Here is a 24,472-nt window from a genome sequence, read left to right as displayed (position 1 = left end):
ACAACCATGCGAATCGTTATTGACATGCAGGGAGCGCAAACCGAGAGCCGCTTCCGGGGCATCGGGCGCTATTCCCTTTCTTTGGCGCTTGCCATGGCCCGCAATGCGGGAAACCATGAGATCTACCTGGCCCTCAGTGGACTTTTCCCTGAGACCATTGGGCCGATCCGTCAGGCATTTCGAGGGCTGGTGCCACAGGAGCGGATTCGGGTCTGGCAGGCGCCGGGGCCGATGCGCTGGATCGACGCGCAAAATGCGTCGCGTCGCGCCATTGCCGAACGGGTGCGCGAGGCGTTTCTGGAAACGCTCGATCCCGATATCGTGCTGGTCACCAGTCTGTTCGAGGGATTGGGGGACGATGCAGTCATCAGCATTGGCGCATTGGGCGAACCGCTGCCGACCGCGGTCATACTTTACGACCTGATTCCGCTGATTAACCCGGACGAGCATTACCGGACGAACCCAGTTCATCGCGGCTATTACGCTGATCGCATTGGAAACCTGAAGCAGGCACGCCATCTTCTCGCGATCTCGGAAAGTGCCCGGCAGGAAGCGTTGGGTGCTTTGCCCTTTTCGCCCGAGAAGGTGACCAACGTGTCGGGCGCGTGCGATGAAATGTTTACTCGCGTCGTGCCCGATGCAGACTCGCTGGCGACCCTGAAGAGGCGCCTGGGGGTAACGAGGCCTTTCATCATGTACACGGGGGGAGCCGATGCCCGCAAGAACCTCCCGCGGCTGATCGAGGCGTTTGCCCATCTGCCTGATACGTCGCGCCAACACCACCAGCTGCTGTTTGTCGGTCGCATGCCGCATTCGGAAGTGAGCGCGCTTCGTGCGCATGCGCAACGCGTTGGCCTCGGTGCCGACGACTTACTGTTCAGCGATTACATTAATGACGAAGAGTTGCTGACTTTGTTCAGTACCTGCAGCCTTTTTGTCTTCCCTTCCCTGCACGAAGGCTTTGGCCTGCCGCCGCTGGAAGCGATGGCATGTGGCGCGGTGGTGATCGCGGCCGACAGCACCAGCCTTCCGGAAGTCATGGGTAGCGCCGAGGCGCTGTTCGATCCGCAGTCGGTCCCGTCCATCAGCGCCAAGATGCATCAGGCGCTGACCGACGAGGGCCTGCGTGCGCGGTTGCTGGAGAACGCCAGGACGCAGGCGCAGGCATTCTCGTGGGATCGCAGCGCCAAGCTCGTGTTGCAGGCCATCGCGCCCTTCGAGCGAACCCGTGAGTCACGGACGGTGCGAGCCGTGACCTTCGAGCGCACCACGCTGTTCGAGCCGAAAATCAAAAGGATCCTGCTGCTCAAGCTGGATCACATGGGTGATCTGCTGCTGGCGGTGCCGGCCATTTCTCGCCTGCGTGCACGATACCCGAAGGCCAGTATCGATGTCGTGGTGGGTAGCTGGAATCAGGCGTTGGCTCAAACCCTGCCATTCTTCGACCGGGTGTTGACGCTCGACTACTTCAAGCGCAAATCGTCGTTGCAGGCAGAGTTGTCCGATGGTTCGTTGGCCGAATTCGTGAAGCAGTTGGGTTTCTACGACCTGGCTATCGATTTCAGGCGACAGCCCGATACGCGGTTCGTCCTGGCACAAGTCGAGGCGGGGCTCAAGGTCGGCTATGGCAGCCTCGATCCGGCCATCGATGCCAAGCTGGACATCGCACTGCCCACGTATCAGGACCTACCGTTCGTGGAAACGCCGCTGAATCGCATTTCGATCAGCGAGCAGATGCTGGCTCTGGTCGACGCGCTACCGGCTCATCCGTCCGACTATGTGGTTTTGCCGCCGCTCGCGACGCCTTTGCAGCAGCATACTCGTGCGGTTGCGCTGTTTCCTTACGCCGGTGGCGATGCCAAGGAATGGCCTGTTGCGCGATTCCACGAGTTGGCACGCCGGCTGGCCGCGGATCCCACGGTGGAACTCGTCAGCGTTTTCTTTGCCAGCGAAAAGGAAGCCCGGCGTTTCAGCTTTGACGGCATTGAAAAAGTGGTGATTCGAGCGGGGCTTAGCATCCCCGAACTGATGCAGCATCTCGCCGGCCACCAGCTATGCGTCGCCAACAATTCCGGCGGCGCGCACATGGCGGCCTATCTGGGCGTGGCGGCGCTAGGGGTCTATGGCGGGCTGGAAACCGCGCGCGAATGGGCACCGGTGTTCGGCAACAGCTATGTCTTGCATAACGAGGCAGCGTGCTCGCCTTGCCACATTGCTGCGCGACGCGATTGCCCGCACAACTTTTTTTGTCTCGAAGACATCACGGTGGACGAGGTGTATGCCCGCTGCCGGGAACTGCTTGCCCAGAACGGTGCGGCGCTGCCGACGGCACCGTCACGTCCGAGCATCAAGTCGACGCGCAAGAAGCTGTTCCAGGCCCTCGCGCCTTTGGTACGTCAATGCAACGAAGACGAGCTGAGTCAAGTGGCGCAGGGCATTGCGCTCAGCTTGCCCACGCGAACGCGCCGTGCGCTGTTTGTCGATGTGTCGCAGCTTGTTCGCCTTGACGAGCGGACGGGAATTCAACGCGTCGTACGGAGCATTCTGAGCGAACTGCTCAGAAACCCGCCGAAGGACTTCGAGGTGTGGCCGGTCTATGCAACGCATGATCGAACGGGTTATTTTTATGCGGAACGTCTGCGTTCGCGCTTCATGGGGCAGGATGACCCCGGCGCGGTGCACGAGGATCCCATTGATTTCCAGGCAAGTGATGTCTTTTTGGGGTTGGACCTGAACCCAGATGGCATACCCGTTCAGGAAGCGTTCTTTGATGAAATGCATCGCCATGGTGTTCGGATCCTGTTTGTGGTGTACGACCTCTTATGCGTGCAAATGCCTAACTACTTCAGACCTGGCAGCATGGAGTTGTTCGAGAAATGGCTGAATACGATCTCCCGTTATGACGGTGTCGTGTGCGGCTCCCGGACGGTGGCGGAGGAATTCACGCAGTGGTTGCAGGAGCATCATCCCCAGCGCCAGGGAGCGCTTGAGGTGGGCTGGTTCCATTACGGCGCAGATGTACAAAATTCGCGACCGAGCTCCGGCATGCCGAGCGACGCGCCTCGTATACTCGAGGCGCTGCGCGAGGCCCCCAGCTTTTTGATGGTGGGGACGGTCGAGCCGCGTAAAGGACATGCCCAGGCGCTGGCGGCTTTCGAGCAGCTCTGGCAGGAAGGTACTGCGGTCAATCTGGTGATCGTCGGCAAATCCGGGTGGCTGGTCGAGAAGCTGGTCGCACGTCTGCGAGCGCATCCCGAGCTTGGAAAACGGCTATTCTGGCTGGAGAGCATCAGCGACGAATACCTGGAGCAGGTCTATGGCGCTTGTTGCTGTTTGCTTGCGGCTTCGGAAGGAGAAGGCTTCGGGTTGCCGCTGATCGAGGCGGGTCGCAAGCATCTGCCCATATTGGCCCGAGATTTGCCGGTGTTCCGTGAGGTAGCGCTAGGCCACGCGCATTATTTCCATGGCACCAGTGGCGAAGCGTTGGCGGAGGCCATGACACACTGGCTCACGCTGTATCGGCAAGGCGCACACCCGAAGTCAGAGGGAATGCCCACGCTGACTTGGCAAGCCTCTGTCCAGCAGTTGCTGGACAGCGTATTGCCGACGCGCCAGGTCATCAAGGCCGTCACCCGCATGGAAGTCTCTGCGGAGACCGAGTGACATTGCCATCAATCATCCGATAAAGATTTTGCAAGAGAACTTAAGATGAATTCTCAAACTATGAAAGTTTCCATCATTACCGGCATCACCGGCCAAGACGGCGCCTATCTCGCCGAGCTCCTGCTCGACAAGGGCTACACGGTCTACGGCACCTATCGCCGCACCAGCTCGGTGAACTTCTGGCGTATCGAAGAGCTTGGCATCGCCAAGCATCCGAACCTGCATCTGGTCGAATACGACCTGACCGACCTGTCGGCGAGCATCCGCCTGCTGCAGACGACCGGCGCGACGGAGGTCTACAACCTCGCGGCGCAGAGCTTCGTCGGCGTGTCCTTCGACCAGCCGGTCACCACGGCGGAAATTACCGGCATCGGTCCGCTGAACCTGCTCGAGGCGATCCGCATCGTCAATCCGAAGATCCGCTTCTACCAGGCGAGCACGTCCGAAATGTTCGGCAAGGTGCAGGCGATTCCGCAGATCGAATCGACGCCGTTCTATCCGCGCAGCCCGTATGGCGTGGCGAAGCTGTACGCGCACTGGATCACGGTGAACTACCGCGAGAGCTACGATATCTTCGGCTGCAGCGGGATCCTGTTCAATCACGAATCGCCGCTGCGCGGTCGCGAATTCGTCACGCGCAAGATCACCGACTCCGTCGCCAAGATCAAGCTCGGCCAGCTCGACGTGCTCGAGCTCGGCAACATGGATGCGAAGCGCGACTGGGGCTTTGCGAAGGAATATGTCGAAGGCATGTGGCGCATGCTGCAGGCCGACGAGCCGGATACGTTCGTGCTCGCCACGAACCGTACCGAAACCGTGCGCGACTTCGTGCGCATGGCGTTCAAGGCGACCGGCGTCGACCTCGAGTTCAAGGGCAGCGACGCGAACGAGATCGCTGTCGATGTCGCAACCGGCAAGACGGTGGTCCGCGTCAATCCGAAGTTCCATCGTCCGGCCGAGGTCGACCTGCTGATCGGCAATCCGGAGAAGGCGAAGCAGAAGCTGGGCTGGGAGCCGACGACGACGCTCGAGCAGCTGTGCGCAATGATGGTTGAAGCGGATTTGCGTCGCAATGAACTCGGCTTCTCGTTCTGACGCGCCGCGGGCGCTGGTCACGGGGCTCGGCGGCTTTACCGGCGACTATCTGGCGCAGTCGCTGAGGGCGGCCGGCTATCGCGTGTTCGGCACGGCGCACGGGTCCGAGGCAACCGGGGCCGATATGTATCGGGTGGATCTGTGCGACCGCGCGGCGCTCGCACAGGTCGTCGCCGACGTGCAGCCGGACGTGGTCGCGCATCTCGCCGCGATCGCGTTCGTCGCGCACGGCGACGCCGACGCGATCTATCGCACGAACGTGGTCGGCACGCGCAACCTGCTGGAGGCGCTCGCGAACCTGGAGAACCGTCCGAAGGCGGTTCTGCTGGCCAGCAGCGCCAACATCTACGGCAACGCGGCGGTCGAGGTCATCGGCGAATCGGTCGAACCGAATCCGGCGAACGATTACGCGGTCAGCAAGCTGGCGATGGAATACATGGCCCGCCTGTGGCACGACAAGCTGCCGATCGTCGTCGCGCGCCCGTTCAACTACACGGGTGTCGGCCAGTCGCCGCAGTTCCTGCTGCCGAAGATCGTCAGCCATTTCCAGCGCGGCGAGCGCGTGATCGAACTCGGCAATATCGACGTCGAGCGCGATTTTTCGGACGTGCGCCGCGTGGTGGATGCGTATCGGCGCCTGCTGCAGCTCGCGCCCGCCGGCGGCGTGTTCAACGTCTGCTCCGGCCGGGCGGTGTCGCTGAAGTCGGTGATCGCGCTGATGGAGCAGATCGCCGGCTATTCGATCGAGGTGCGCGTCAATCCGGCTTTCGTGCGTGCGAACGAAGTGCGCCGATTGCAGGGCGACGGCTCGCGCCTGCAGGCTGCTGTCGGGGCGCTCGAGGATATCCCGCTCGAAAGCACGCTGCGCTGGATGTTTGGCGGAGGGCGCGGGTGAAGGTCGGTTTCGGCACGACTGCGCTGGCCCGGAGCAGTGCGCATGGCGGTGTCGACGGCATCGGTTCGTATACGCGCGAACTGGGGCGGGCGTTGCTGGCGCGGGGCGGGGTCGACCTGGTGCCGGCCGGCTTCGGTGCGGTGGTCGGCGACGACGTGTTTCCGGGTGCGCGGCCGCCGGTGAATCTCGGCCGGCACGAGGTCGCGACGGTGCTGGGCGCGGTGACGCCGTGGACGGCCATCGACGAGAAGGCACTGCGCGCGGAACGCGTCGACGTGTTTCATGCGACCGATCACCTGATTCCGAAGCTGTCCGCGACACCGGTCATCGCGACACTGATGGACGCGATTCCGTTGTCGCATCCCGAATGGACGACGATCCGGCTGGCGGCGCTGCGCCGCTGGCTGTTGCGACGCTCGGGCACCTGGGCCGACCATGTGATCACGATCTCCGACTATTCGAAGCAGGAAATCGTCGAGCATTTCGGTATCGCCCCGGAGCGAATCTCGGTCGTTCCATTGGGGGTGCACCCCCGCTTCTTCGCGCGGATTGATCGGGCCGAGCGCGATGAGGTACTGAAGCGGCTTGGCTTGCCGGCGCAATTCTTTCTGTGCGTCGGGACCCTCCAGCCGCGGAAGAATCTCGAGCGGGTGCTCGACGCTCATGCGAGCTTGCCTGTCGGTCTGCGTCGCGACATACCGCTGGTGATCGTCGGTCGGGCCGGGTGGGGCTGCGAGCATCTCGTTGAGCGTCTACGCACCGAAGGGGATGGCAGCGTTCGCTGGCTCCAGTATCTGCCTGACCACGACGTGCGCGCGCTGATGCAGTCGGCCAGCGCGCTCGTGTTCGCGTCGCTCTGCGAGGGCTTTGGGCTACCCGTGGTGGAAGCCTTCGCTTCGGGGCTGCCGGTCGTCGCATCGAACACGACGTCCGTTCCCGAAGTCGCGGGCGACGCGGCGATCCTGGTCGATCCGTCCCGTATCGGCGAAATCGCGGACGGCATGAGAATGATCGTCGAGCAGCCGGGCAAGGCCGACGCGCTTCGCGCGGCCGGACTGGCGCGGGCACGCGAGCTGAACTGGCCCGCCTGTGCGGAGAAGACGCTGGCCGTCTACGAAACCGTCCTGGGCGCGACACGTCGTTCATGAATCAATTTGCTTCGAGGAGCGCCGCGTGAAGTTGGGGGTGGATATCACCTGGATGGTGGGCAATTACCGCGGCATGGGGCGCTTCGCGCGACAACTGGTGGAGCCGGTCGGCGCGTCGGTGCTGGGCCTGGCGCCAAGCGGCGTGAGCGCCGACGAATGGCCGTGCGTCAGCGGCGGGCACGGTTTCTTCCCGTGGTGGGAGCAGGTCGAGTTGCCGCGCCTGTGCCGCGAGCAGAAGCTCGATTATTTGCTGTGCCCGTACAACACGGGGCCGCTGCGGTCCACGGGCAATACGCGGGTGGTCGCGGTCGTCCATGACCTGATCTACATGAAGCCGTGGCATGTGCTGCCGCCGGCGCGATCGCTGTATCAGACCGTCGGGCGCGTCTACCGTCGCCAGGTGGTGCCGCGGCTCGTGCGCCGGGCCGATGCCGTGCTGACCATCTCGCGGTTCACGCAGCGGGAGCTGATGGAGCGGTTCGGGTTGCGCGAGGCGGACGTCCCCGTCATTCCGTGCATGATTTCGGACGACTGGTTCGCGCCGCCGGTGAGTCAGGCCGCGCGCCAGCCGTACCTGTTCACGGTGGCGGGAGAGGTGCCGAGCAAGAACGTCGATCGTCTGCTGCAGGCCTTTGCAGCGGCGCGACCCGCGCTCGGCGACGACGCGCGGCTGCGGATCGCCGGGATCAAGTCCGATCATCACGCGCATTTTCTCGGGCGGGCGGACGCACTCGGGTTGACGGGCGTCGTCGAACTGCTCGGCTATGTGTCGCGGGAGGAACTGCGCGAACAGTACCGTCAGGCCCGCGCGTTCATCTTTGCTTCGTTGTTCGAAGGGTTCGGGATCCCGTTGCTGGAAGCGATGGCGTCCGGTACGCCCGTCGCGTGCAGCAACACGACGTCGATGCCCGAGATCGTCGGCGAGTGCGGCCTGCAGTTCGATCCTTATTCGGTGGAAGACATGGCGGAACAGATCCGCAGGGTGTGGGACGACAGCACGCGATTCGACGTGGCGGTCGGCGCCGGCATGGACCGCGCGCGCACCTTCTCGGCGTCCGCCGTTCGTCCGTCGATTCAGGATTTCTGGGCGCGTCTGTCATGAGTCGGGACAAGAAGAAGCTGCTGGTGCTGACGCCCCGGTTTCCGTATCCGGTGATCGGCGGCGACAAACTGCGGATCTATCATCTCTGCCGTGTGCTGTCCCGCCATTACTCGCTGACGCTGCTGAGCATGTGCGAGACCGACGAAGAGATGCACGCCGCGTTGCCGGACGATGGCGTATTCGACCGGGTCGAACGGGTCTTTCTGTCCCGCCGGCGGTCGTACGTCAATACGCTGCTCGCGCTGCCCACGCGCACGCCGCTGCAGGTGGCGTACTACCGGAGTCGCGCGTTTGCGGCCGCCGTGGCGCGATTGCTGCCGTCGCACGACGGCGTATTCGTGCATCTCGTGCGCTGCGCCGAGTATGTACGCAAGTCGGACAAGCCGCGCATCCTGGAAATGACCGATGCGATCTCGCTCAACTACAGCCGTGTGAAGCAGTTGAAGAACGCACGCGGGTTGAAGTCGCGCGTGTTCGGTATCGAGGCGAAACGCCTGCTCGACTACGAGCGCACGATCGTCGACGATTTCGACCTGTCGGTGCTGGTTTCCAGGACCGACCGTGACTACCTGTTTCCGGGCGCGTCCGCCGCGAAGGTGATGGTATGTTCGAACGGCGTGGATCTGTCGAACTTGCCGTACATGGCGCGCAGCATGGCGAGCCGGATCCTGATTTTCATTGGCGACATGCGCACGGTCCAGAACCAGGACATGTGCCACTTTTTCGCGAAGGCCGTGCTGCCGTTGCTGCGCAAGCGGGCGGATTATCGCTTCCGGATCGTGGGGTCGATCGCGCCCGCACTGGCCGAACAATTTCGCGCGTATGACGGCGTCGACGTGACCGGCCGGGTCGAGTCGGTTGCGCAAGCCGCATCCGACGGCGCGATCGGCGTGTGCCCGATGCGCATCGGTGCGGGCGTGCAGAACAAGATTCTCGAGTACATGGCGCTCGGGCTGCCCGTCGTCACCACATCGCTGGGCCACGAGGGCCTGGGCGCGGAAAGCGGCCGGGATCTGCTGATTGCGGATACGCCGGAGGAATTCGTCGATCGCATCGAGCAGCTCGTCGCCGACGAGGCCGCGGCGGTCGAGATGGCGGCGCGAGCGCGAACCTTCGTCGAGCACGAGCACGGGTGGGAGCGGATGATCGCGCCGCTCGTCGACAAGGTGGGTACGTTGCTGGCCTGAGCGGCGGCGCGTCCGGTTTGCGCGGCGGCAGTGCACGACCGATGCGGGGCGCCCGGCTTGGTTGCTGCCGGCCGGCAAGGTTACAATGACCGCGCATCCATGCGGCACCATCGGCACTTGCGGCGAATGGCCTTCGGGCGCGATTGCGCAGTGGCGAAGTCGCCGTCCCGCGAGCCGGGCGAGCCACGCCGCGCGAGGTTTTCATCTGATTCGGAACCCGAACATCGCTTTGTCTTTCCATATGGTTGTAGCCGGCCGCGCATGCTTCGATGCGGCGCCGATCGATGACGGCACCGGCGATCGGCATGCTCCCCGTCTTCGAGATCCTGACGTGTTCGTCTCCACCTCCCTTTCAGTTTCCCCACGCCGGTCGTGTACGGGTGGCCGCGTGCGTTGGCCGGCGCTGCGTGCCGGCGCCACCGTCGGTTTCATGCCGCTTCGCCGAGCCGTCGGTCGACAAACCCGGAGGTGGCGATGACTCACCTCGTCGTCACCGGTGCGAACGGTTTCGTCGGCCGTGCGGTCTGCCGCCGCGCGCTGCAGGCCGGGCACACCGTTACCGCACTGGTACGGCGTCCGGGCGGCTGCATCGACGGCGTGCGCGAATGGGTACACGGCACCGCCGATTTCGATGGCCTGGATAAAGCGTGGCCGGCCGATCTGGCCGCCGATTGCGTGATCCATCTGGCCGCCCGCGTGCACGTGATGCGCGACGAGTCGCCCGATCCCGACGCCGCGTTCGACGCCACCAACGTCGCCGGCACCCTGCGTCTCGCCGAGGCGGCGCGCAATCACGGCGTACGCCGCATCGTGTTCGCAAGCAGCATCAAGGCGGTTGGCGAGGGCGACGGCGGTGTGCCGCTGTCGGAAGCTTTCGAACCCGAACCACAGGATGCATACGGCCGTTCGAAGCTGCGCGCGGAGCGGCAACTCGCGCAGTTCGGCGCGTCGGCGGGGCTCGACGTCGTCGTCGTTCGTCCGCCGCTCGTCTATGGCCCGACCGTCCGTGCCAACTTCCTGCGGATGATGGACGCGGTCGCGCGCGGGATGCCGTTGCCGCTCGGCGCCGTTGCAGCGCGCCGCAGCATCGTCTACGTCGACAACCTCGCCGATGCGCTGCTGCGTTGCGCAATCGACCCGCGCGCGGCCGGCGAATGCTTTCACGTCGCCGACGACGACGCGCCGTCGGTCGCGGGCCTGCTGCGTCTGGTCGGCGACGCGCTCGGCAAGCCGGCGCGGCTGATCGCGGTGCCTCCGGCACTGCTGCGCGTGCTCGGGAAGCTGACCGGCCGCCGCGCGGCCATCGACCGCCTGACGGGCAGCCTGCAGCTCGATACGGGCCGGATCAGGCGCGTGCTCGACTGGCATCCGCCCTATACGACCCGGCAGGGCCTCGAAGCGACCGCCGCATGGTATCGTTCGCGCGATACACAACAATAGTCGACATGCTTTTCCCGATCTCCACATGGCCTGCTGCGGTCGTGGTGGCGTTGGTCGCTGCCATCGCATCGACGGCCATCCTGCGCATGCTGCTTGCGACCGGCCTCGCATGGCGCCTCGCCACCGACATTCCGAACGATCGTTCGCTCCATACGCTGCCGACACCGCGCGTCGGCGGATGGGGCATCGTGCCGGTATGCATCGTTGCGCTGCTGGCGCTGGCGCCTCGACTGTGGCTGGTCGCCATCGCCGCGGCGGGGCTGGCCGCGATGTCGCAGATCGACGACCGGCGCGGCCTGCCTGCCCGCGTGCGGTTTTCGGCGCACCTCGCGGCAGTCGTCGCGCTGATCGTCGTCTTTCCGGCCGACGCACCCTGGTGGCTGCTCGTCGGCGTGGGCTTCGCGATGGTCTGGCTGACGAACCTGTACAACTTCATGGATGGCGCCGACGGCCTCGCGGGCGGCATGGCACTGTTCGGCTTCGGCGGGTACGCGGTCGCGGCGCTTAGTGGCGTGCACGCGTCGCCCGACCTCGTCGCGGCGGGCGCGGCGGTCGCCGGCGCGGCGCTGGGCTTTCTTCTGCTCAATTTCCACCCGGCCAGGCTGTTCCTCGGCGACGCCGGCTCGATTCCGCTCGGCTTCCTGGCTGGCGCGCTGGGTTACTGGGGCTGGCGTACCGACGTCTGGCCGATCTGGTTTCCCGCGATGGTGTTTGCGCCCTTTATTGCCGACGCATCTGTAACACTTTCGAGACGCCTGTTACGTGGTGAAAAGTTCTGGCAAGCGCACCGCGAGCATTATTATCAAAGGATGGTCCGATCGGGCGTAGGTCACGGTCGGACCGCTCTTTATTGGTACCTCATCATGCTCGCCGGCATAATTGTCGCCGTGTGGGCGAAGGGCCGCCCCGAACTGCAGCAATGGCTGTCGTTCTTCGCGTGGTATGGCGTCCTGGCATGGTTCGGGTGGTTGATCGACATGCGTTGGCGCCGGTTTCAGTCGGCCGCCGAAAACAACTATTGAGGTTTCCCGCCGATGTTGCGATCCAAAGCATCGTGGCTGTCGCTGAGTGCTTTCCTGTTCGACCTGACGGCGGTTGTCGCCGCATGGTTGTTCGCTTATCTCGTTCGTTTCAATGGCAGCGTTCCGCATGATTTCCTGAGCGGCGCGCTGATGGCGCTGACGTGGGTACTGCCGGTCTACGCGCTGATGTTCCACGGGTTCGGCCTGTATCGCGGGTTGTGGGTGTTCGCGAGCCTGCCTGACCTGATGCGCATTGCGAAGGCGGTGGTCGGCGGCGGCGTGATCGTGATGATCGGCGCCGTGATGTTCCAGCCGGTGCCGATCATTCCGCGCTCGGTACTGCTCGTGTCGCCGCTGATGCTGTTCCTCGCGATGGGCGGCGCGCGTGCGCTGTATCGCGCGACGAAGGAGTATTACCTGTACGGCGGGCTCGTCGGGAAGGGCAAGCCGGTGCTGGTGCTCGGCGCTGGCACGGCGGGTGCGAGTCTCGCGCGCGAACTGTCGCGCTCCGGCGAATGGCGCCTCGTCGGCCTGCTCGACGACGACGTCACGAAGCAGGGCCGCGAGATCTACGGCTACAAGGTGCTGGGCTCGTTCAACGATCTCAAGCACTGGACCGACGCGATGAAGGTCGAGTACGCGATCATCGCGATTCCGTCGGCGTCGGTCGAGGTGCAGCGTCGCGTCGCGACGCTGTGCGTGCGGGCCGGCGTGAAGGCGATGGTGCTGCCGTCGCTGACCGCGCTGATGCCGGGGCAGGGTTTCCTGTCGCAGGTGCGGAACATCGATCTCGAGGATCTGCTCGGCCGCGACGCCGTGACGATCGACACGCCGCACGTCGAGGCGCTGCTGCGCGGCCGCGTCGTGATGGTGACGGGCGCGGGCGGCTCGATCGGCTCCGAGCTGTGCCGGCAGATCCTGCGCTTTGCGCCGGCGCAGCTTGTCGCGTTCGACCTGTCCGAGTACGCGATGTACCGGCTCACCGAGGAACTGCGCGAGCGCTTCCCCGACTTGCCGGTCCTGCCGATCATCGGCGACGCGAAGGATTCGCTACTGCTCGACCAGGTGATGTCGCGCCATGCGCCGCACATCGTGTTCCATGCGGCCGCCTACAAGCATGTGCCGCTGATGGAGGAGCACAACGCCTGGCAGGCGCTGCGCAACAACGTGCTCGGCACGTATCGCGTGGCCCGCGCGGCGATCCGCCACGACGTGCGTCACTTCGTGCTGATCTCGACCGACAAGGCCGTCAATCCGACCAACGTGATGGGCGCGAGCAAGCGCCTCGCCGAAATGGCCTGCCAGGCGCTGCAGCAGACGAGCGGGCGCACGCAGTTCGAGACCGTGCGCTTCGGCAACGTGCTCGGCAGCGCGGGCAGCGTGATTCCGAAGTTCCAGCAGCAGATCGCGAAGGGCGGCCCGGTGACGGTCACGCACCCGGAGATCACGCGGTTCTTCATGACGATCCCGGAAGCGTCGCAGCTCGTGCTGCAGGCGTCGAGCATGGGGCACGGCGGCGAGATCTTCATCCTCGACATGGGCGAGCCGGTGAAGATCGTCGATCTGGCATGCGACCTGATCCGCCTGTACGGTTTCTCCGAGGATCAGATCCGGATCGAGTTCACCGGGCTGCGGCCCGGCGAGAAGCTCTATGAGGAACTGCTCGCGGACGACGAGGCGACGACGCGCACGCCCCATCCGAAACTGCGGATCGCGCGTGCGCGCGAAGTGCCGGACAACCTGCTCGATGAATTGCTGCCGTGGCTGATGCAGCATCGCGTGCTGAGCGACGACGAGGTGCGGCGCGATTTGCGGCGCTGGGTGCCGGAATATCAGACAGCGGTTGCGCCGGTGCTGCAGAGCGTGCCGAAGCGGGCGGTTTCCAGCGAGTAATCGCGTCGACGGGTTGTCGTATAGCCAAAACCAGGTGTCTCGCGGAATCCATGCCGTTCAGTAGCGTACTGAACGGCATTTTTGTTTGCGGGGGTTGCCGGCCCCTTGATTGCATGTCGCCTGCAGGATATGCGCGGCGACATTATTCGAATTAAGGCATGGCTTAATCCGTTCGCGCCAGCGCGCCGAGCTTATTTGACTGTTGGTTGATTTCTGCATATGTTTTATCGACGGAATTGAATTCGACGGGAACGTCAATTAGCGACTGGTTGCTGTAATAAAGAAAGGATTGCAAAAAATTTAAATAAATAATCCAGAACAGAGACCAACCCGATGAAGACCGAGCACATTGCCAGATCGGTGATCGCGGCACTCGCGGTGTTCGCGCTTGCAAGCTGCGGGGGCGGCGACAGCCCGACGGCGGTCACTGCGCAGGCGTACAAGTTGTCGGAACTGCGGGCCGCAGGCAATGTTGTAGGTTTGGCGCCGTTGAGCGCCACGACGCCCGTCCATGTTGCGCTGGTACTCAAGCTCAACAACGAAGCCGCATTGGATAGATTTCTGCAGCAGGCAAGGACTCGTGGCAGCGCCAATTTCGGTGCCGTGCTGACCTCGGTGCAGGTCGCCGCGCAGTACGCTCCCACGGCCGGGCAGGTTTCGACCGTGAAGGCCTACCTGCGAAGTAATGGCTTCACTAACATCACGGCAGCCGGCAACAACATGATCGTCGAAGCCGATGCCCCGGCCAATGTGGTATCCGGCGTGTTCAGGACGACGCTGGTGCCGGTCGCGATGGCGGATGGCAGCCGGACGCATGTCAACCTCACCGCCGAGACGGTGCCCGATGCGATCAGCGGGGTCGTTCAATCGGTTTTGGGACTGGATACCGCGACCCGCTTGCATCCGCACAGCGTCCGGGCTTCGCTCACGGGCGGTGCGCATAATGCAAGCGCGCCGTCGACAGCCGCAATCACGGTAGGTCATAACCCGACGGCTTTTCCCGGCATCTATTCCGTCGGCAGCGCTCCAACGGCCGGCAACATCACGGTGGGGATCATTGCCGAAGGAAACCTGACACAACCGCTTATCGACCTGACTACCTTCGAAAACAACAACCAACTGCCCGCCGTACCCGTCTCGGTCATCAATGCCGGGATACCAAGCGCCGACACGAGTGCGAACGTCGAATGGTCGCTCGATAGCCAAAGCATTGTCGGAATGTCCGGCGGCCTCAAGCAACTCGATTTCTACGTTGCGTCATCCTTCGCGTGGATCGATATGGCTTCCGCCATCAATCTGGCGGTGGCAAACAATACCGCCCGGGTCATCAACATGTCGATTGGCGGATGCGAGAACCAGGCACCAACGACGTCAATCGATCTGCTGCTCAAACTCGCCGTAGCGCAAGGACAGACTTTCTCGGTCAGTTCGGGGGATTCAGGCAGCGTTGCCTACGGCTGTTCCGGCACCTCGGTGGAATACCCGGCAAGCTCTCCCTATGTCGTAGCCGTGGGCGGCACAAGCCTGTACACGAACGCGAATGGAAGCTTCGCCGGCGAGACGGCCTGGGACTACAGCGGTGGTGGCATCAGCGTCGTGGAGCCCATTCCCGCTTGGCAGTCGAACCTATCCCAGCTCAATGGGCGGGCCTATCGGGGCGTCCCGGATCTAGCGTTTGATGCCGATCCCGACAGCGGTGCGCTGGTCATTGCCGGTGGACAACTGCTGACCGTGGGAGGGACAAGTCTGGCCGCGCCGCTGTTTGCGGCAACCTGGGCGCGCATGCTCTCCGGCTCTTGCGCGACGGCCCCGGGATTCGCTGCGCCCACCTTATACAGCGTTCAAGCAACAACTCCGGCCATCTTTCGCGATGTCACCTACGGGTCGAACGGCGCATACAGCGCCGGTCCGGGATGGGACTTTGTCACCGGCTGGGGCTCGCCGAACATAAGCGTCCTGCATTCCGCAATATGCGCTCCAACGTCTCCCATCTACGGCGGTGTCGTGAATGAAGGTACAACACTCAACCCGGGGCAAACGCTGTATTCGCCGTCCAGGAACCATGAACTCGCCATGCAATACGACGGCAACCTCGTGCTTTACAACACGACCAATGGCGTTGCGGTGTGGAATTCCAGAGCTTCCGGAAATGCCGGCGCCTATGCGGCCTTCCAGACCGATGGCAACTTTGTGGTCTACAGCGCGAGTGGCAAGGCGCTCTGGTTCTCGTCGACCAATGGCACGTCTCATGCTCAATACCTGGCCGTTCAGGACGACGGCAACATGGTGATCTACGAATCGGCTATCCCGGTATTTTCCACCGCGACCGCTACGACGGGATACGTCAACTCCTCGAGCGGCCCTGCCGTCTGGAAAGGCGGCGTCACCATCAGCAGCGGCCAAGGCTTTACTTCAGGCAACGGCGCAAACGTGCTGGTCATGCAGGGCGACGGCAATTTGGTGCTGCTTCGCCAAGGCGTTCCGCAGTGGAATTCCGGTACGTACGGTCATGCGGGCGCCTATGCCACGATGCAAACGGATGGCAATCTGGTCGTCTACAGTTCGACGCACACGCCGCTCTGGTATTCCAACACCGGTGGAAATCCGGGTGCAGTCACCTACGTTCAGGACGACGGCAACGTCGTGATCTATACGCAAGTGCCGCACTGGAGCACCAATACTACGGGAAGCTAGTGTTCCGCTCGTTGCGTGGGCGGGCCTTGAGGCGCCGGAAACCGCCGGCTTCGGTTGGCGACAGGCCGCTCAATGCCCGCGCCGTGCCTTCCTCACCACCATCCATCTCGGCGCCCTGAACCGCACGATGCTGAGGTACAGCCACACGTAGGTCAGCGCGAACAGCACGACGAACACGAACAGGTGCACCGTGTGCCGCCAGAACAGCGTCGCGGGTATCACCGCGACGAGGCATAGCAGCCACAGGTACGGCGACGTCAGCGAATTGCGGCGCGTCAGGTCGTGCGCGTGCTTCGTGCCGACGGCCCAGCGCATCAGCCGCTTGTACACGAGCATGTGCAGGTGCACGCCGTCCGGAATGCCGGGTGACATCCCGCGGATGAATTTCTTCCGGTAGATCGAGAAGCAGGTCTCGAAGATCGGGTACATGAACAGCAGCACCGGGTACCACGCGGACACCTCGCGATTGCGCATCACGAGCAGGATCGCGAGCTCCGCGAGCATGAAGCCGATGAAATACGCGCCGCCGTCGCCGAGAAAGATCAGGCCGGCCGGGAAATTCCACAGGAAGAAGCCGAGCACGGCGCCCATCATGATGATCGACGCGGACATCACGACTGGGTCGCGGACCTGGAACGCCACGTACGCGAGCGACGCGAACATCATGAAGCTGACCATCGACGCGAGTCCGTTGAAGCCGTCGATGATGTTGATCGCATTCGCGAGCGCCGCGACCGCGAGCACGGTGACGAACGCCGAAATGACCACGTAGTGGAGCAGGAAATCGAGCGGCGGCACGCTGATGCGCGTGACCTTGATGCCCAGCAGCCAGAACGCGAGCGCGGCCGCACCCATCGTGCACAGCAGCCGCGCGCGCGGCGACACGCGCTTGGTCAGGTCCTCGACGAGGCCGGACAGGAACGCCGGCAGCCCGCAGGCGGCGATGCCCAGAATGCTGCCGGAGATCGTCGGGTAGTGCCGGGACAGCACCAGCGCGGCAATGACGACGCCCGCGAGGATCCCGATGCCCCCGACCCGCGGCACGGGCCGCACGTGGAATTTCTGCACGCCGGCCAGGTCGCTGTCGATCGAGAATTTCTCGTGAAGGTGCGCGTAGCGCACGATGAACAGCGTGACGAGCAGGGAGACGATAAAGCCGGACGCGAAGCTGAGCATGGGGTCGCTCGAAAAATGGACAGCGGATTATACAAAACCGCGCGGGTTCCCCTCCTGCCAGCGCCAGTGGTCGGCACACATTTCCTCGATGCCGAGCGTCGCGCGCCAGCCGATGATGTCGGCCGCGGCCTGCGGGTTCGCGTAGCACTCGGCGATGTCGCCCGGGCGGCGCGCGACGAGTTCGTACGGCACCGGGCGGCCCGACGCCTTCTCGAACGCGCGCACGACTTCCAGCACGCTGTAGCCCTGGCCCGTGCCGAGGTTTACGACGAAGCTCGCGTCGCGCTTCGCCAGCGCGTCGAGCGCGGCGATGTGCCCCTTCGCGAGATCGACGACGTGAATGTAGTCGCGCACGCCCGTGCCGTCCGGCGTCGGGTAGTCGGAGCCGAACACGCGCAGCTTTTCCAGCTTGCCGACGGCGACCTGCGCGACATACGGCATCAGGTTGTTCGGGATGCCGGCCGGATCCTCGCCGATCAGCCCGCTCGCATGCGCGCCGACCGGGTTGAAGTAGCGCAGCGTCGCGATGCGCCACGCCGGGTCTGACACCTCGAGATCGCGCAGGATCTGCTCGGCGATCAGCTTCGACTGGCCGTACGGGTTCGTCGCGGACAGCGGGAACGATTCGTCGATCGGCGAGCGCTCGGGCACGCCGTACACGGTCGCGGACGAGCTGAACACGAACTGCCTGACGTTGCGCTCGCGCATGACCTTGAGCACGGCGAGCAGGCCGCCGATGTTGTTCTGGTAGTACTCGAGCGGTTTCGCGACCGATTCGCCGACGGCCTTGAGCGCCGCGAAATGGATCGTGCCGGTGATCGGGTGCGCGTCGAACACCTTCGCGAGCGCGGCTTCGTCGCACACGTCGACCTGGTGGAACGCGGGCGTCCTGCCCGTGATCCGCTCGATGCGCCGCACGGACTCGGCCTTGCTGTTGACGAGGTTGTCGACGATCACGACATCGTAGCCGTTGTCGAGCAGCTCGACGGCCGTGTGCGAGCCGATATAGCCCGCTCCGCCGGTAACGAGGATGGTGCCTTTAGCGGTCATAGCTGATGCGCTCCTTCAGAGGGTGATGCCTGTCAACGAATGTATGGTCTGCCGGTAACGTTCGACGACCTGCTGCTCGTCGAATTCCGCCGTGACCTTCTGCCGGCCGCGCGCGCCCATCGCATCGCGTCCGGTGGCTCCGAGTTCGATCATGCGGAGCAGTTGCTCCGCGAGGCTCGCGCTGTCGCGCACGCGGCACAGGAAGCCCGTTGCGCCGTCGGCGACGACGTCGCGGCAGCCCGGCACGTCGGTCGCGACGATCGGGCGGCCCATCGCCGATGCTTCCATCAGCGTGCGCGGCACGCCTTCGCGGTACGACGGCAGCACGACGCAATCGGCGGCCGCGATCTGCGGGCGCACGTCGTGCGCTTCGCCAAGATACTCGACGATGCCTTCGCCGACCCACGCGTCGACATCCGCGCGGCCGATCGCGCTCGGATTGTCGACGCCGAGCGGCCCGAGCAGCTGGAAGCGCGCGCTCGGGAAGCGGGCCCGCACGATGCGTGCGGCCTCCACGTATTCGCGCACGCCCTTGTCCCACAGCAGCCGGCCGATCAGGATGAAGACGGGCGCGTCGCCGGCGGGCAGCGGCACGGGCGCGAACTGTTCGAGATCGACGCCCTCGCCGTGCAGCAGCCGTGCACGGTCGGGATGCGCGAGCAACTGCTCGTCGGTGAAGGTCGCGAGATCGTCGCGGTTCAGGAACCAGATTTCACGCGGGAAGCGGAACGCGAACCGGTACAGGCGCTTCGCGACGCTCGCCGCACGGCTCTTCTGGATGAATACGTAACCGAGCCCCGTCGTCACCGCGATCGACGGCACGCGCGCGAGCCACGCGGCGACCGAGCCGTAGATGTTCGGCTTGATCGTGTAATGGAACACGAGATCGGGCTTCAGCGCACGGTAGTGACGCACCAGCGCGGCGAGCGTGCGGAGATCCTCGCGCGGGCTCGTGCCTTTCGACGCGACCGCGAGCGCCACGTAGCGGCAGCCCATCTGCTCGAGCAGCGGCACCGTGCGGTCGTGCGGCGCGATCACGATGACCTCGGCGCCGCGCGCGACGAGCGCACGGATCAGCCCGTGGCGGTACGTGTAGATCGCCCAGGCCGTGTTGCAGACGAGCGCGATGCGCAGCGGGGAGGTGGCGGACATGAAAAAAAGAAAAAATAAAGCGTCGAAATGCCGAAGGGGCCGGATGAGCGCTAAGCGGACGGCCGCGCGGCGAACAGCGTCTGCTTGATCCGCTGCAGCGTGCGGTATGGCGTCACGAAATGCATCAGGTTCTTGGCGAGGCCGGCCCAGTCGTACGGGTTCAGCGCGTTGAAGTGGCTCAGCAGCAGCGACAGCGTCGATACCAGCTGGCGCCGGCGCTTGGTCGCACTGATCCCGCCCTCGTTGAGTTCGTAATAGAGGCCGAGTTCCGGCAGGTTCGCGCAATCGTAGCGTTGCATTAACCGTAAAAAAAGATCGAGATCCTCGGCCGCGCGGTATTTCGCGCGATAGTTGCCGACTTCCAGCACGGCGTCGGTGCGCAGCATCACCGACGGATGCACGAGCGGCGAGCGCAGGAAGCGCGTGCGGCGCAGCGTGCGCGGATCGGCGGGCGGCGTCAGCATGAAACGCGGTTCGCCGGCGCGCGACACGACCTGCGTCCACATGCCGACGCAGGCCACGCGCGGATGGGCGCCGAGATACGCGCGCTGTTTCGCGAGGCGCTGCGGCGCGGCGAGATCGCCCGCGTCGATGCGCGCCGCATAGCGGAAGCCGCGCGCCGCGAGCGCGTCGATGCCGGCCGCGAGCGCGCGCTCGATGCCGCCGTTCCGGGGCATGCGCAGCACTTCGATCATGAGGCCGGGCAGGTCGGGCGCGACGATCGGCGGCGTGCTGCCGTCGTCGACGATCAGGACGTGTACGGGCGCGTCCTCGCGAAACGACGCGAGGGTCCGGGCGACGTCGTCGTGCCCGTTGTAGGCCGGCATCAGCACGGCCACGTCGTCGAGCGGGGGCGGGCAAGCGGGGGGCGTCATGTTTGCAGCTTGAAACGGATGTAATAAAAATTGACGGCGGCGGCGGCCAGGTAGCCGGTCGCCAGCCCGACGAGTGCGCCGTACAGGCCCAGCCGTGGGATCGCGAACAGGTTGACGAGCGCGGCGATCGCCAGCGCGAGCAGCCATTTCGACAGCAACACGAATTTTGCTTGATATTTGAGAACGATAAGATTGCCTATCGCCTCGATGCCGGCCGGCACGGACAGCCAGACGGCCCAGCGGAAGATGTCGACCGATGCCTCGTAGCCGCGGCCGAACACCTTGCCGACGATCAGCGGGGCGGCCGCGTCGAGCACGAGCGCGCCGGCCGTCATCAGGCCGGCCGTCATCGCGATCAGCCGGACGATGTTGCGGCGCAGCCGCGCGACGTCCTGCACGCGGTAGACGAATGCGGGCGCGATCGTCTGCGCGAGCATCAGCGCGAGCGTGATCCAGTTCTCGTTGAGTTGCTGCGCGGCCGAGTAGCGGCCGAGATCGGCGAACGACACGTGACGCTCGAGCATCAGGCGGTCGAGCTTCAGGAACAGGTACATGCAGATGAGGCCGAGCCAGAACACGGTGCCGGCCGTCGCAAAGTGCCTGAACAGCGGTTTATCGAACGTCCAGCCGAGCGCGCCGCCGTTACGATGCCGGTAGTACAGCAGCAGCGCGAAGCCGATCGCGGCGGCCTCGAGCGCCCACAGCCACCCGAAGCGCGCGGGGCCGGCGGCCGCGCGGACCAGCAGCCAGACGAGCAGCGCCTTCGCCAGCGCGGTGACCATGCTGGTGACGAGCTGCGGCTTGCTGTAGGTCATGCTTTGCAGCCACGCGTTGATCAATCCGACGAATGGCTCGCGAAAAACCATCGTGACCGCCAGGCCCGCGAGCATCGCGCCGACCAGCGGATCGAAGGCGCCCGCGGCGATCGCGATCGAGGTCGCAACGAGCGCGGCGGCCGATACGGCGATGCGCAGCGCGAACGCGCTGCCGAGCACCGCGCCGAGCTGGGCGGGCGGGCGCTGGACGATGGTCGGAACGAGGATTTCCGCGCCGCACACCCAGGTGAGCGGCGCCAGTACCAGGAGGAGCGTATTCGCATACTGCCATTTGCCGAACACATCCGGCCCGAAATAACGGGCCAGAAGACCGCTGATCGCGATCGCGACGCCGATCTGCGTGAGCCGTTCGAGCCCCAGCCAGACGAGGTTCGCGACGGCCTTCGCGACATCCGGGTTGCCGAAGCGCTTCAGCATGCGCGGCGGCCGCACGCACGCAGGGCGGCCGGCAGGGCGCCCGGAGGCTGCAGGTTGGCGGCGGCGGGTCGGCTAGGCATTAAAATGGGCGACATGCGCGTCATCGAAACCCGCGATTATAAGTGGGATCGGGGCCGCTCCAGCCGTTCCGTTCCTTGTTTCGCCGGGCCCGCATGTATCATGCGCGGCACCGGCGAGAAGCGGCCAGACAATTTTCCATGCACGCAACCGAGAGAGAAGAGAATCGATGATCTCCCAATCCATCTTCAAGGCATATGACATTCGTGGCGTGGTCGGCAAGACGCTCGACGTCGACACGGCGCGCGGGATCGGCCGGGCATTCGGCAGCGAAGTGCGCGCCCAGGGCGGCGACGCGGTCGTCGTCGCGCGCGACGGTCGCCTGTCCGGCCCCGAGCTCGTCGGCGCACTGGCCGACGGCCTGCGTGCGGCCGGCGTCGACGTCGTCGATGTCGGCATGGTGCCTACGCCGGTCGGTTATTTCGCGGCGAGCGTGCCGCTTGCGCTGAAGGGCGGCGAGCGCCGCGTCGATTCGTGCATCGTCGTCACGGGCAGCCACAACCCGCCCGACTACAACGGCTTCAAGATGGTGCTGCGCGGCGCCGCGATCTACGGCGAGCAGATCCAGGCGCTGTACCGCCGCATCGTCGACGAGCGCTTCGAGACGGGCAGCGGCACCTATGAGCAGGTCGACGTCGCCGATCAGTACATCGCGCGCATCGTCGGCGACGTGAAGCTCGCGCGGCCGCTGAAGCTCGTCGTCGACGCCGGCAACGGCGTCGCGGGCCCGCTCGCGACGCGCCTGTTCAAGGCGCTCGGCTGCGAACTCGTCGAGCGCTTCACCGACATCGACGGCACGTTCCCGAACCACCACCCCGATCCCGCGCACCCGGAAAACCTGCAGGACGTGATCCAGGCGCTGAAGGACACCGATGCCGAGCTCGGCTTCGCGTTCGACGGCGACGGCGACCGCCTTGGCGTCGTCACGAAGGATGGCCAGATCATCTATCCGGACCGCCAGCTGATGCTGTTCGCGGAAGAAGTGCTGTCGCGCAACCCGGGCGCGCAGATCATCTACGACGTGAAGTGCACGCGCCACCTCGCGCAGTGGGTGAAGTCGAAGGGCGGCGAGCCGCTGATGTGGAAGACGGGCCACTCGCTCGTGAAGGCGAAGCTGCGCGAGACGGGTGCGCCGCTCGCCGGTGAAATGAGCGGCCACGTGTTCTTCAAGGATCGCTGGTACGGCTTCGACGACGGCCTCTACACGGGCGCGCGCCTGCTCGAGATCCTCACGAAGACGGCCGACCCGAGCGCGCTGCTCAACGGGCTGCCGGACGCGATGAGCACGCCCGAGCTGCAGCTCTGGCTCGACGAGGGCGAGAACTTCCGCCTGATCGACAAGCTGCAGAAAGAGGCGAAGTTCGACGGCGCCGAGGAAGTCGTGACGATCGACGGCCTGCGCGTCGAGTACCCGGACGGCTTCGGCCTCGCGCGTTCGTCGAACACGACGCCGGTCGTCGTGATGCGTTTCGAGTCCGAGACGCAGGAAGGGCTCAAGCGGATCCAGGAAGACTTCCGCCGTGTGCTGACGGCCGCGAAGCCGGACGTCAAGCTGCCGTTCTGAGCATCGGCGGCCTGCGGGCCGCCGAAGGCGCGACGGCTTGCCTATCGGTCGCGCCCTCCCCGAAAAGCGGCGCACGCTGAAGGCGTGCGCCGCTTTTTGTCTGTCTGCCCCCCCGGGCGCGATAAAATCGCTCCTTTATGTCTGTCGCCGGCTGCCAGCCGGCGTTTTTTCAGCGTGCAAAAGATCCTGATCGTGCGCGTGTCGTCGCTGGGCGACGTCGTGCACAACATGCCGGTGATCGCCGATATCCGGCGCCGCCACCCCGATGCGCAGATCGACTGGCTCGTCGAGGAAAGCTTCGTCGACCTCGTGCGGCTCGTCGACGGCGTGCGCGACGTGCTGCCGTTCTCGCTGCGCCGCTGGCGCAAGAAGCCGTTCTCGGGCGCCACGTGGCGCGAGATCCGTGCATTCCGCCAGCGTCTCGCGGCCGAGCAGTACGACCTCGTGATCGACTGCCAGGGCCTCATCAAGACGGCCTGGGTCGCGGGCTGGGCGCGCGGCCCGCTCGTCGGGCTCGGCAACCGCACCGAAGGCGCCGGCTACGAATGGCCCGTGCGCTTCTTCTACCGCAAGCGCGTGCCGATCGCGCCGCGCACGCATGTCGTCGAGCGGTCGCGGCAACTCGTCGCGGCCGCGCTGGGCGACCCGGCGCCGACGCCGGCCGATCCGGTCGACTTCGGCCTCGACACGCGCGCGGCGGCGCTCGCGGTGGCCGCGCTCGGCCTGAACCTGCCGGTGCCGTACGTGGTGTTCGTCCATGCGACGTCGCGCGCCGACAAGCAGTGGCCGGACGCCGCGTGGATCGAGCTCGGCCAGGCGCTCGTGCGGCGCGGCGCGTCGCTCGTGCTGCCGTGGGGCAACGACGCGGAGCGCGCGACGAGCGAGCGGCTCGCGAAGGAGTTCGGCGCGGCGGCGATCGTGCCGCCGAAGCTGTCGCTGCCGGCCGTGGTCGGGCTGATCGAAGGCGCGGCGGCGACCGTCGGGGTTGATACAGGTCTGGTTCACATCGCGGCCGCGCTGAAGCGCCCGACGGTCGAACTGTACAATTTCGCGACGGCCTGGCGGACCGGCGGCTACTGGTCGCCGAACGTCGTCAATCTCGGCACGGCGGGGCAACCCCCGTCGATCGCGCAGGTGAAGTCGGCGCTCGCGGGCTTCGGTCTCCTGTAACGCTGTCATACACGC

At 65.1% G+C, this 24,472-nt stretch carries 17 protein-coding genes; 12 read left to right on the top strand and 5 right to left on the bottom strand.

Annotated features, from left to right (window positions below; genetic code table 11):
- Positions 1-6 precede the first annotated feature (6 nt).
- The 10 genes from JYG32_RS10095 (at position 7) to JYG32_RS10050 (ending at position 16,139) form a co-directional block, all read left to right on the top strand.
- On the top strand, positions 7-3,663 hold the full coding sequence (locus JYG32_RS10095) for a glycosyltransferase (RefSeq protein WP_213263470.1): 3,657 nt from the start codon (positions 7-9) through the stop codon (positions 3,661-3,663).
- Between the two features lie 60 nt (positions 3,664-3,723).
- On the top strand, positions 3,724-4,758 hold the full coding sequence (gene gmd, locus JYG32_RS10090) for a GDP-mannose 4,6-dehydratase (protein ID WP_174381592.1): 1,035 nt from the start codon (positions 3,724-3,726) through the stop codon (positions 4,756-4,758).
- Entirely contained in the window at positions 4,736-5,653 is a 918-nt protein-coding gene (locus JYG32_RS10085) for an NAD-dependent epimerase/dehydratase family protein (protein ID WP_213263469.1), read from the top strand. Before gmd ends, JYG32_RS10085 begins: the two co-directional genes overlap by 23 nt.
- Entirely contained in the window at positions 5,650-6,801 is a 1,152-nt protein-coding gene (locus JYG32_RS10080; protein WP_213263468.1) for a glycosyltransferase family 4 protein, read from the top strand. Before JYG32_RS10085 ends, JYG32_RS10080 begins: the two co-directional genes overlap by 4 nt.
- 25 nt (positions 6,802-6,826) lie before the next feature.
- Positions 6,827-7,903, top strand: coding sequence for a glycosyltransferase family 4 protein (locus JYG32_RS10075; RefSeq protein WP_174381589.1), 1,077 nt, complete (start codon positions 6,827-6,829; stop codon positions 7,901-7,903).
- Positions 7,900-9,090: a glycosyltransferase gene (locus JYG32_RS10070; protein ID WP_213263467.1), complete on the top strand. Its 1,191-nt coding sequence runs from the start codon at positions 7,900-7,902 to the stop codon at positions 9,088-9,090. The genes JYG32_RS10075 and JYG32_RS10070 overlap by 4 nt, the downstream gene beginning before the upstream one ends.
- A 474-nt stretch (positions 9,091-9,564) precedes the next feature.
- Positions 9,565-10,530, top strand: coding sequence for a UDP-glucose 4-epimerase family protein (locus JYG32_RS10065; RefSeq protein WP_213263466.1), 966 nt, complete (start codon positions 9,565-9,567; stop codon positions 10,528-10,530).
- 5 nt (positions 10,531-10,535) lie between these two features.
- On the top strand, positions 10,536-11,552 hold the full coding sequence (locus JYG32_RS10060) for an MraY family glycosyltransferase (protein ID WP_249744528.1): 1,017 nt from the start codon (positions 10,536-10,538) through the stop codon (positions 11,550-11,552).
- Positions 11,553-11,564: 12 nt separating this feature from the next.
- Positions 11,565-13,445, top strand: a complete 1,881-nt coding sequence (locus JYG32_RS10055) for a polysaccharide biosynthesis protein (RefSeq protein ID WP_174381585.1) — start codon at positions 11,565-11,567, stop codon at positions 13,443-13,445.
- 333 nt (positions 13,446-13,778) lie between these two features.
- Complete coding sequence (locus JYG32_RS10050; RefSeq protein ID WP_213263464.1) at positions 13,779-16,139, top strand: protease pro-enzyme activation domain-containing protein; 2,361 nt, start codon at positions 13,779-13,781, stop codon at positions 16,137-16,139.
- 69 nt (positions 16,140-16,208) lie between these two features.
- Here JYG32_RS10050 and JYG32_RS10045 read toward each other — a convergent pair whose 3' ends face one another.
- Genes JYG32_RS10045 through JYG32_RS10025 form a run of 5 tightly spaced genes read right to left on the bottom strand, consistent with a single transcriptional unit; the run spans position 16,209 to position 21,645 of the window.
- Positions 16,209-17,315 (bottom strand): MraY family glycosyltransferase, encoded by a 1,107-nt coding sequence (locus JYG32_RS10045; RefSeq protein ID WP_174381583.1) that lies wholly within the window; start codon positions 17,313-17,315, stop codon positions 16,209-16,211.
- A gap of 27 nt (positions 17,316-17,342) precedes the next feature.
- A complete protein-coding gene (gene galE / locus JYG32_RS10040; RefSeq protein WP_174381582.1) occupies positions 17,343-18,365 on the bottom strand; it encodes a UDP-glucose 4-epimerase GalE in 1,023 nt (340 codons plus the stop codon).
- 15 nt (positions 18,366-18,380) lie between these two features.
- Positions 18,381-19,517: a glycosyltransferase family 4 protein gene (locus JYG32_RS10035; protein WP_213263463.1), complete on the bottom strand. Its 1,137-nt coding sequence runs from the start codon at positions 19,515-19,517 to the stop codon at positions 18,381-18,383.
- A gap of 50 nt (positions 19,518-19,567) precedes the next feature.
- A complete protein-coding gene (locus JYG32_RS10030; RefSeq protein ID WP_213263462.1) occupies positions 19,568-20,392 on the bottom strand; it encodes a glycosyltransferase in 825 nt (274 codons plus the stop codon).
- On the bottom strand, positions 20,389-21,645 hold the full coding sequence (locus JYG32_RS10025) for an oligosaccharide flippase family protein (protein WP_213263461.1): 1,257 nt from the start codon (positions 21,643-21,645) through the stop codon (positions 20,389-20,391). Before JYG32_RS10025 ends, JYG32_RS10030 begins: the two co-directional genes overlap by 4 nt.
- A gap of 247 nt (positions 21,646-21,892) precedes the next feature.
- On the opposite strand from JYG32_RS10025, the gene JYG32_RS10020 reads away from it, so the two are divergent.
- Both JYG32_RS10020 and waaC read left to right on the top strand, forming a co-directional pair.
- On the top strand, positions 21,893-23,287 hold the full coding sequence (locus tag JYG32_RS10020) for a phosphomannomutase/phosphoglucomutase (protein ID WP_174381578.1): 1,395 nt from the start codon (positions 21,893-21,895) through the stop codon (positions 23,285-23,287).
- A 174-nt stretch (positions 23,288-23,461) separates the two neighbouring features.
- Positions 23,462-24,457 (top strand): lipopolysaccharide heptosyltransferase I, encoded by a 996-nt coding sequence (waaC, locus tag JYG32_RS10015; protein WP_213263460.1) that lies wholly within the window; start codon positions 23,462-23,464, stop codon positions 24,455-24,457.
- The last annotated feature ends 15 nt before the right edge of the window (positions 24,458-24,472 follow it).

The organism is Burkholderia pyrrocinia (genome assembly GCF_018417535.1).
Lineage (GTDB): Bacteria > Pseudomonadota > Gammaproteobacteria > Burkholderiales > Burkholderiaceae > Burkholderia > Burkholderia pyrrocinia_E.
The sequence above is the reverse complement of the archived record's forward strand: the minus strand, read 5'-3'. Positions and strand labels throughout refer to the sequence as shown.

Excerpts from the sequence above, each read along its gene's own strand:
- JYG32_RS10070 (WP_213263467.1), top strand. The coding sequence starts at position 7,900 with ATGAGTCGGGACAAGAAGAAGCTGCTGGTGCTGACGCCCCGGTTTCCG.
- JYG32_RS10085 (WP_213263469.1), top strand. The coding sequence starts at position 4,736 with ATGAACTCGGCTTCTCGTTCTGACGCGCCGCGGGCGCTGGTCACGGGG.
- JYG32_RS10045 (WP_174381583.1), bottom strand. The coding sequence starts at position 17,315 with ATGCTCAGCTTCGCGTCCGGCTTTATCGTCTCCCTGCTCGTCACGCTG.
- JYG32_RS10035 (WP_213263463.1), bottom strand. The coding sequence starts at position 19,517 with ATGTCCGCCACCTCCCCGCTGCGCATCGCGCTCGTCTGCAACACGGCC.
- JYG32_RS10030 (WP_213263462.1), bottom strand. The coding sequence starts at position 20,392 with ATGACGCCCCCCGCTTGCCCGCCCCCGCTCGACGACGTGGCCGTGCTG.
- JYG32_RS10025 (WP_213263461.1), bottom strand. The coding sequence starts at position 21,645 with ATGCTGAAGCGCTTCGGCAACCCGGATGTCGCGAAGGCCGTCGCGAAC.
- JYG32_RS10020 (WP_174381578.1), top strand. The coding sequence starts at position 21,893 with ATGATCTCCCAATCCATCTTCAAGGCATATGACATTCGTGGCGTGGTC.
- JYG32_RS10055 (WP_174381585.1), top strand. The coding sequence starts at position 11,565 with ATGTTGCGATCCAAAGCATCGTGGCTGTCGCTGAGTGCTTTCCTGTTC.
- JYG32_RS10065 (WP_213263466.1), top strand. The coding sequence starts at position 9,565 with ATGACTCACCTCGTCGTCACCGGTGCGAACGGTTTCGTCGGCCGTGCG.
- gmd (WP_174381592.1), top strand. The coding sequence starts at position 3,724 with ATGAAAGTTTCCATCATTACCGGCATCACCGGCCAAGACGGCGCCTAT.
- JYG32_RS10095 (WP_213263470.1), top strand. The coding sequence starts at position 7 with ATGCGAATCGTTATTGACATGCAGGGAGCGCAAACCGAGAGCCGCTTC.
- galE (WP_174381582.1), bottom strand. The coding sequence starts at position 18,365 with ATGACCGCTAAAGGCACCATCCTCGTTACCGGCGGAGCGGGCTATATC.
- JYG32_RS10050 (WP_213263464.1), top strand. The coding sequence starts at position 13,779 with ATGAAGACCGAGCACATTGCCAGATCGGTGATCGCGGCACTCGCGGTG.
- JYG32_RS10060 (WP_249744528.1), top strand. The coding sequence starts at position 10,536 with ATGCTTTTCCCGATCTCCACATGGCCTGCTGCGGTCGTGGTGGCGTTG.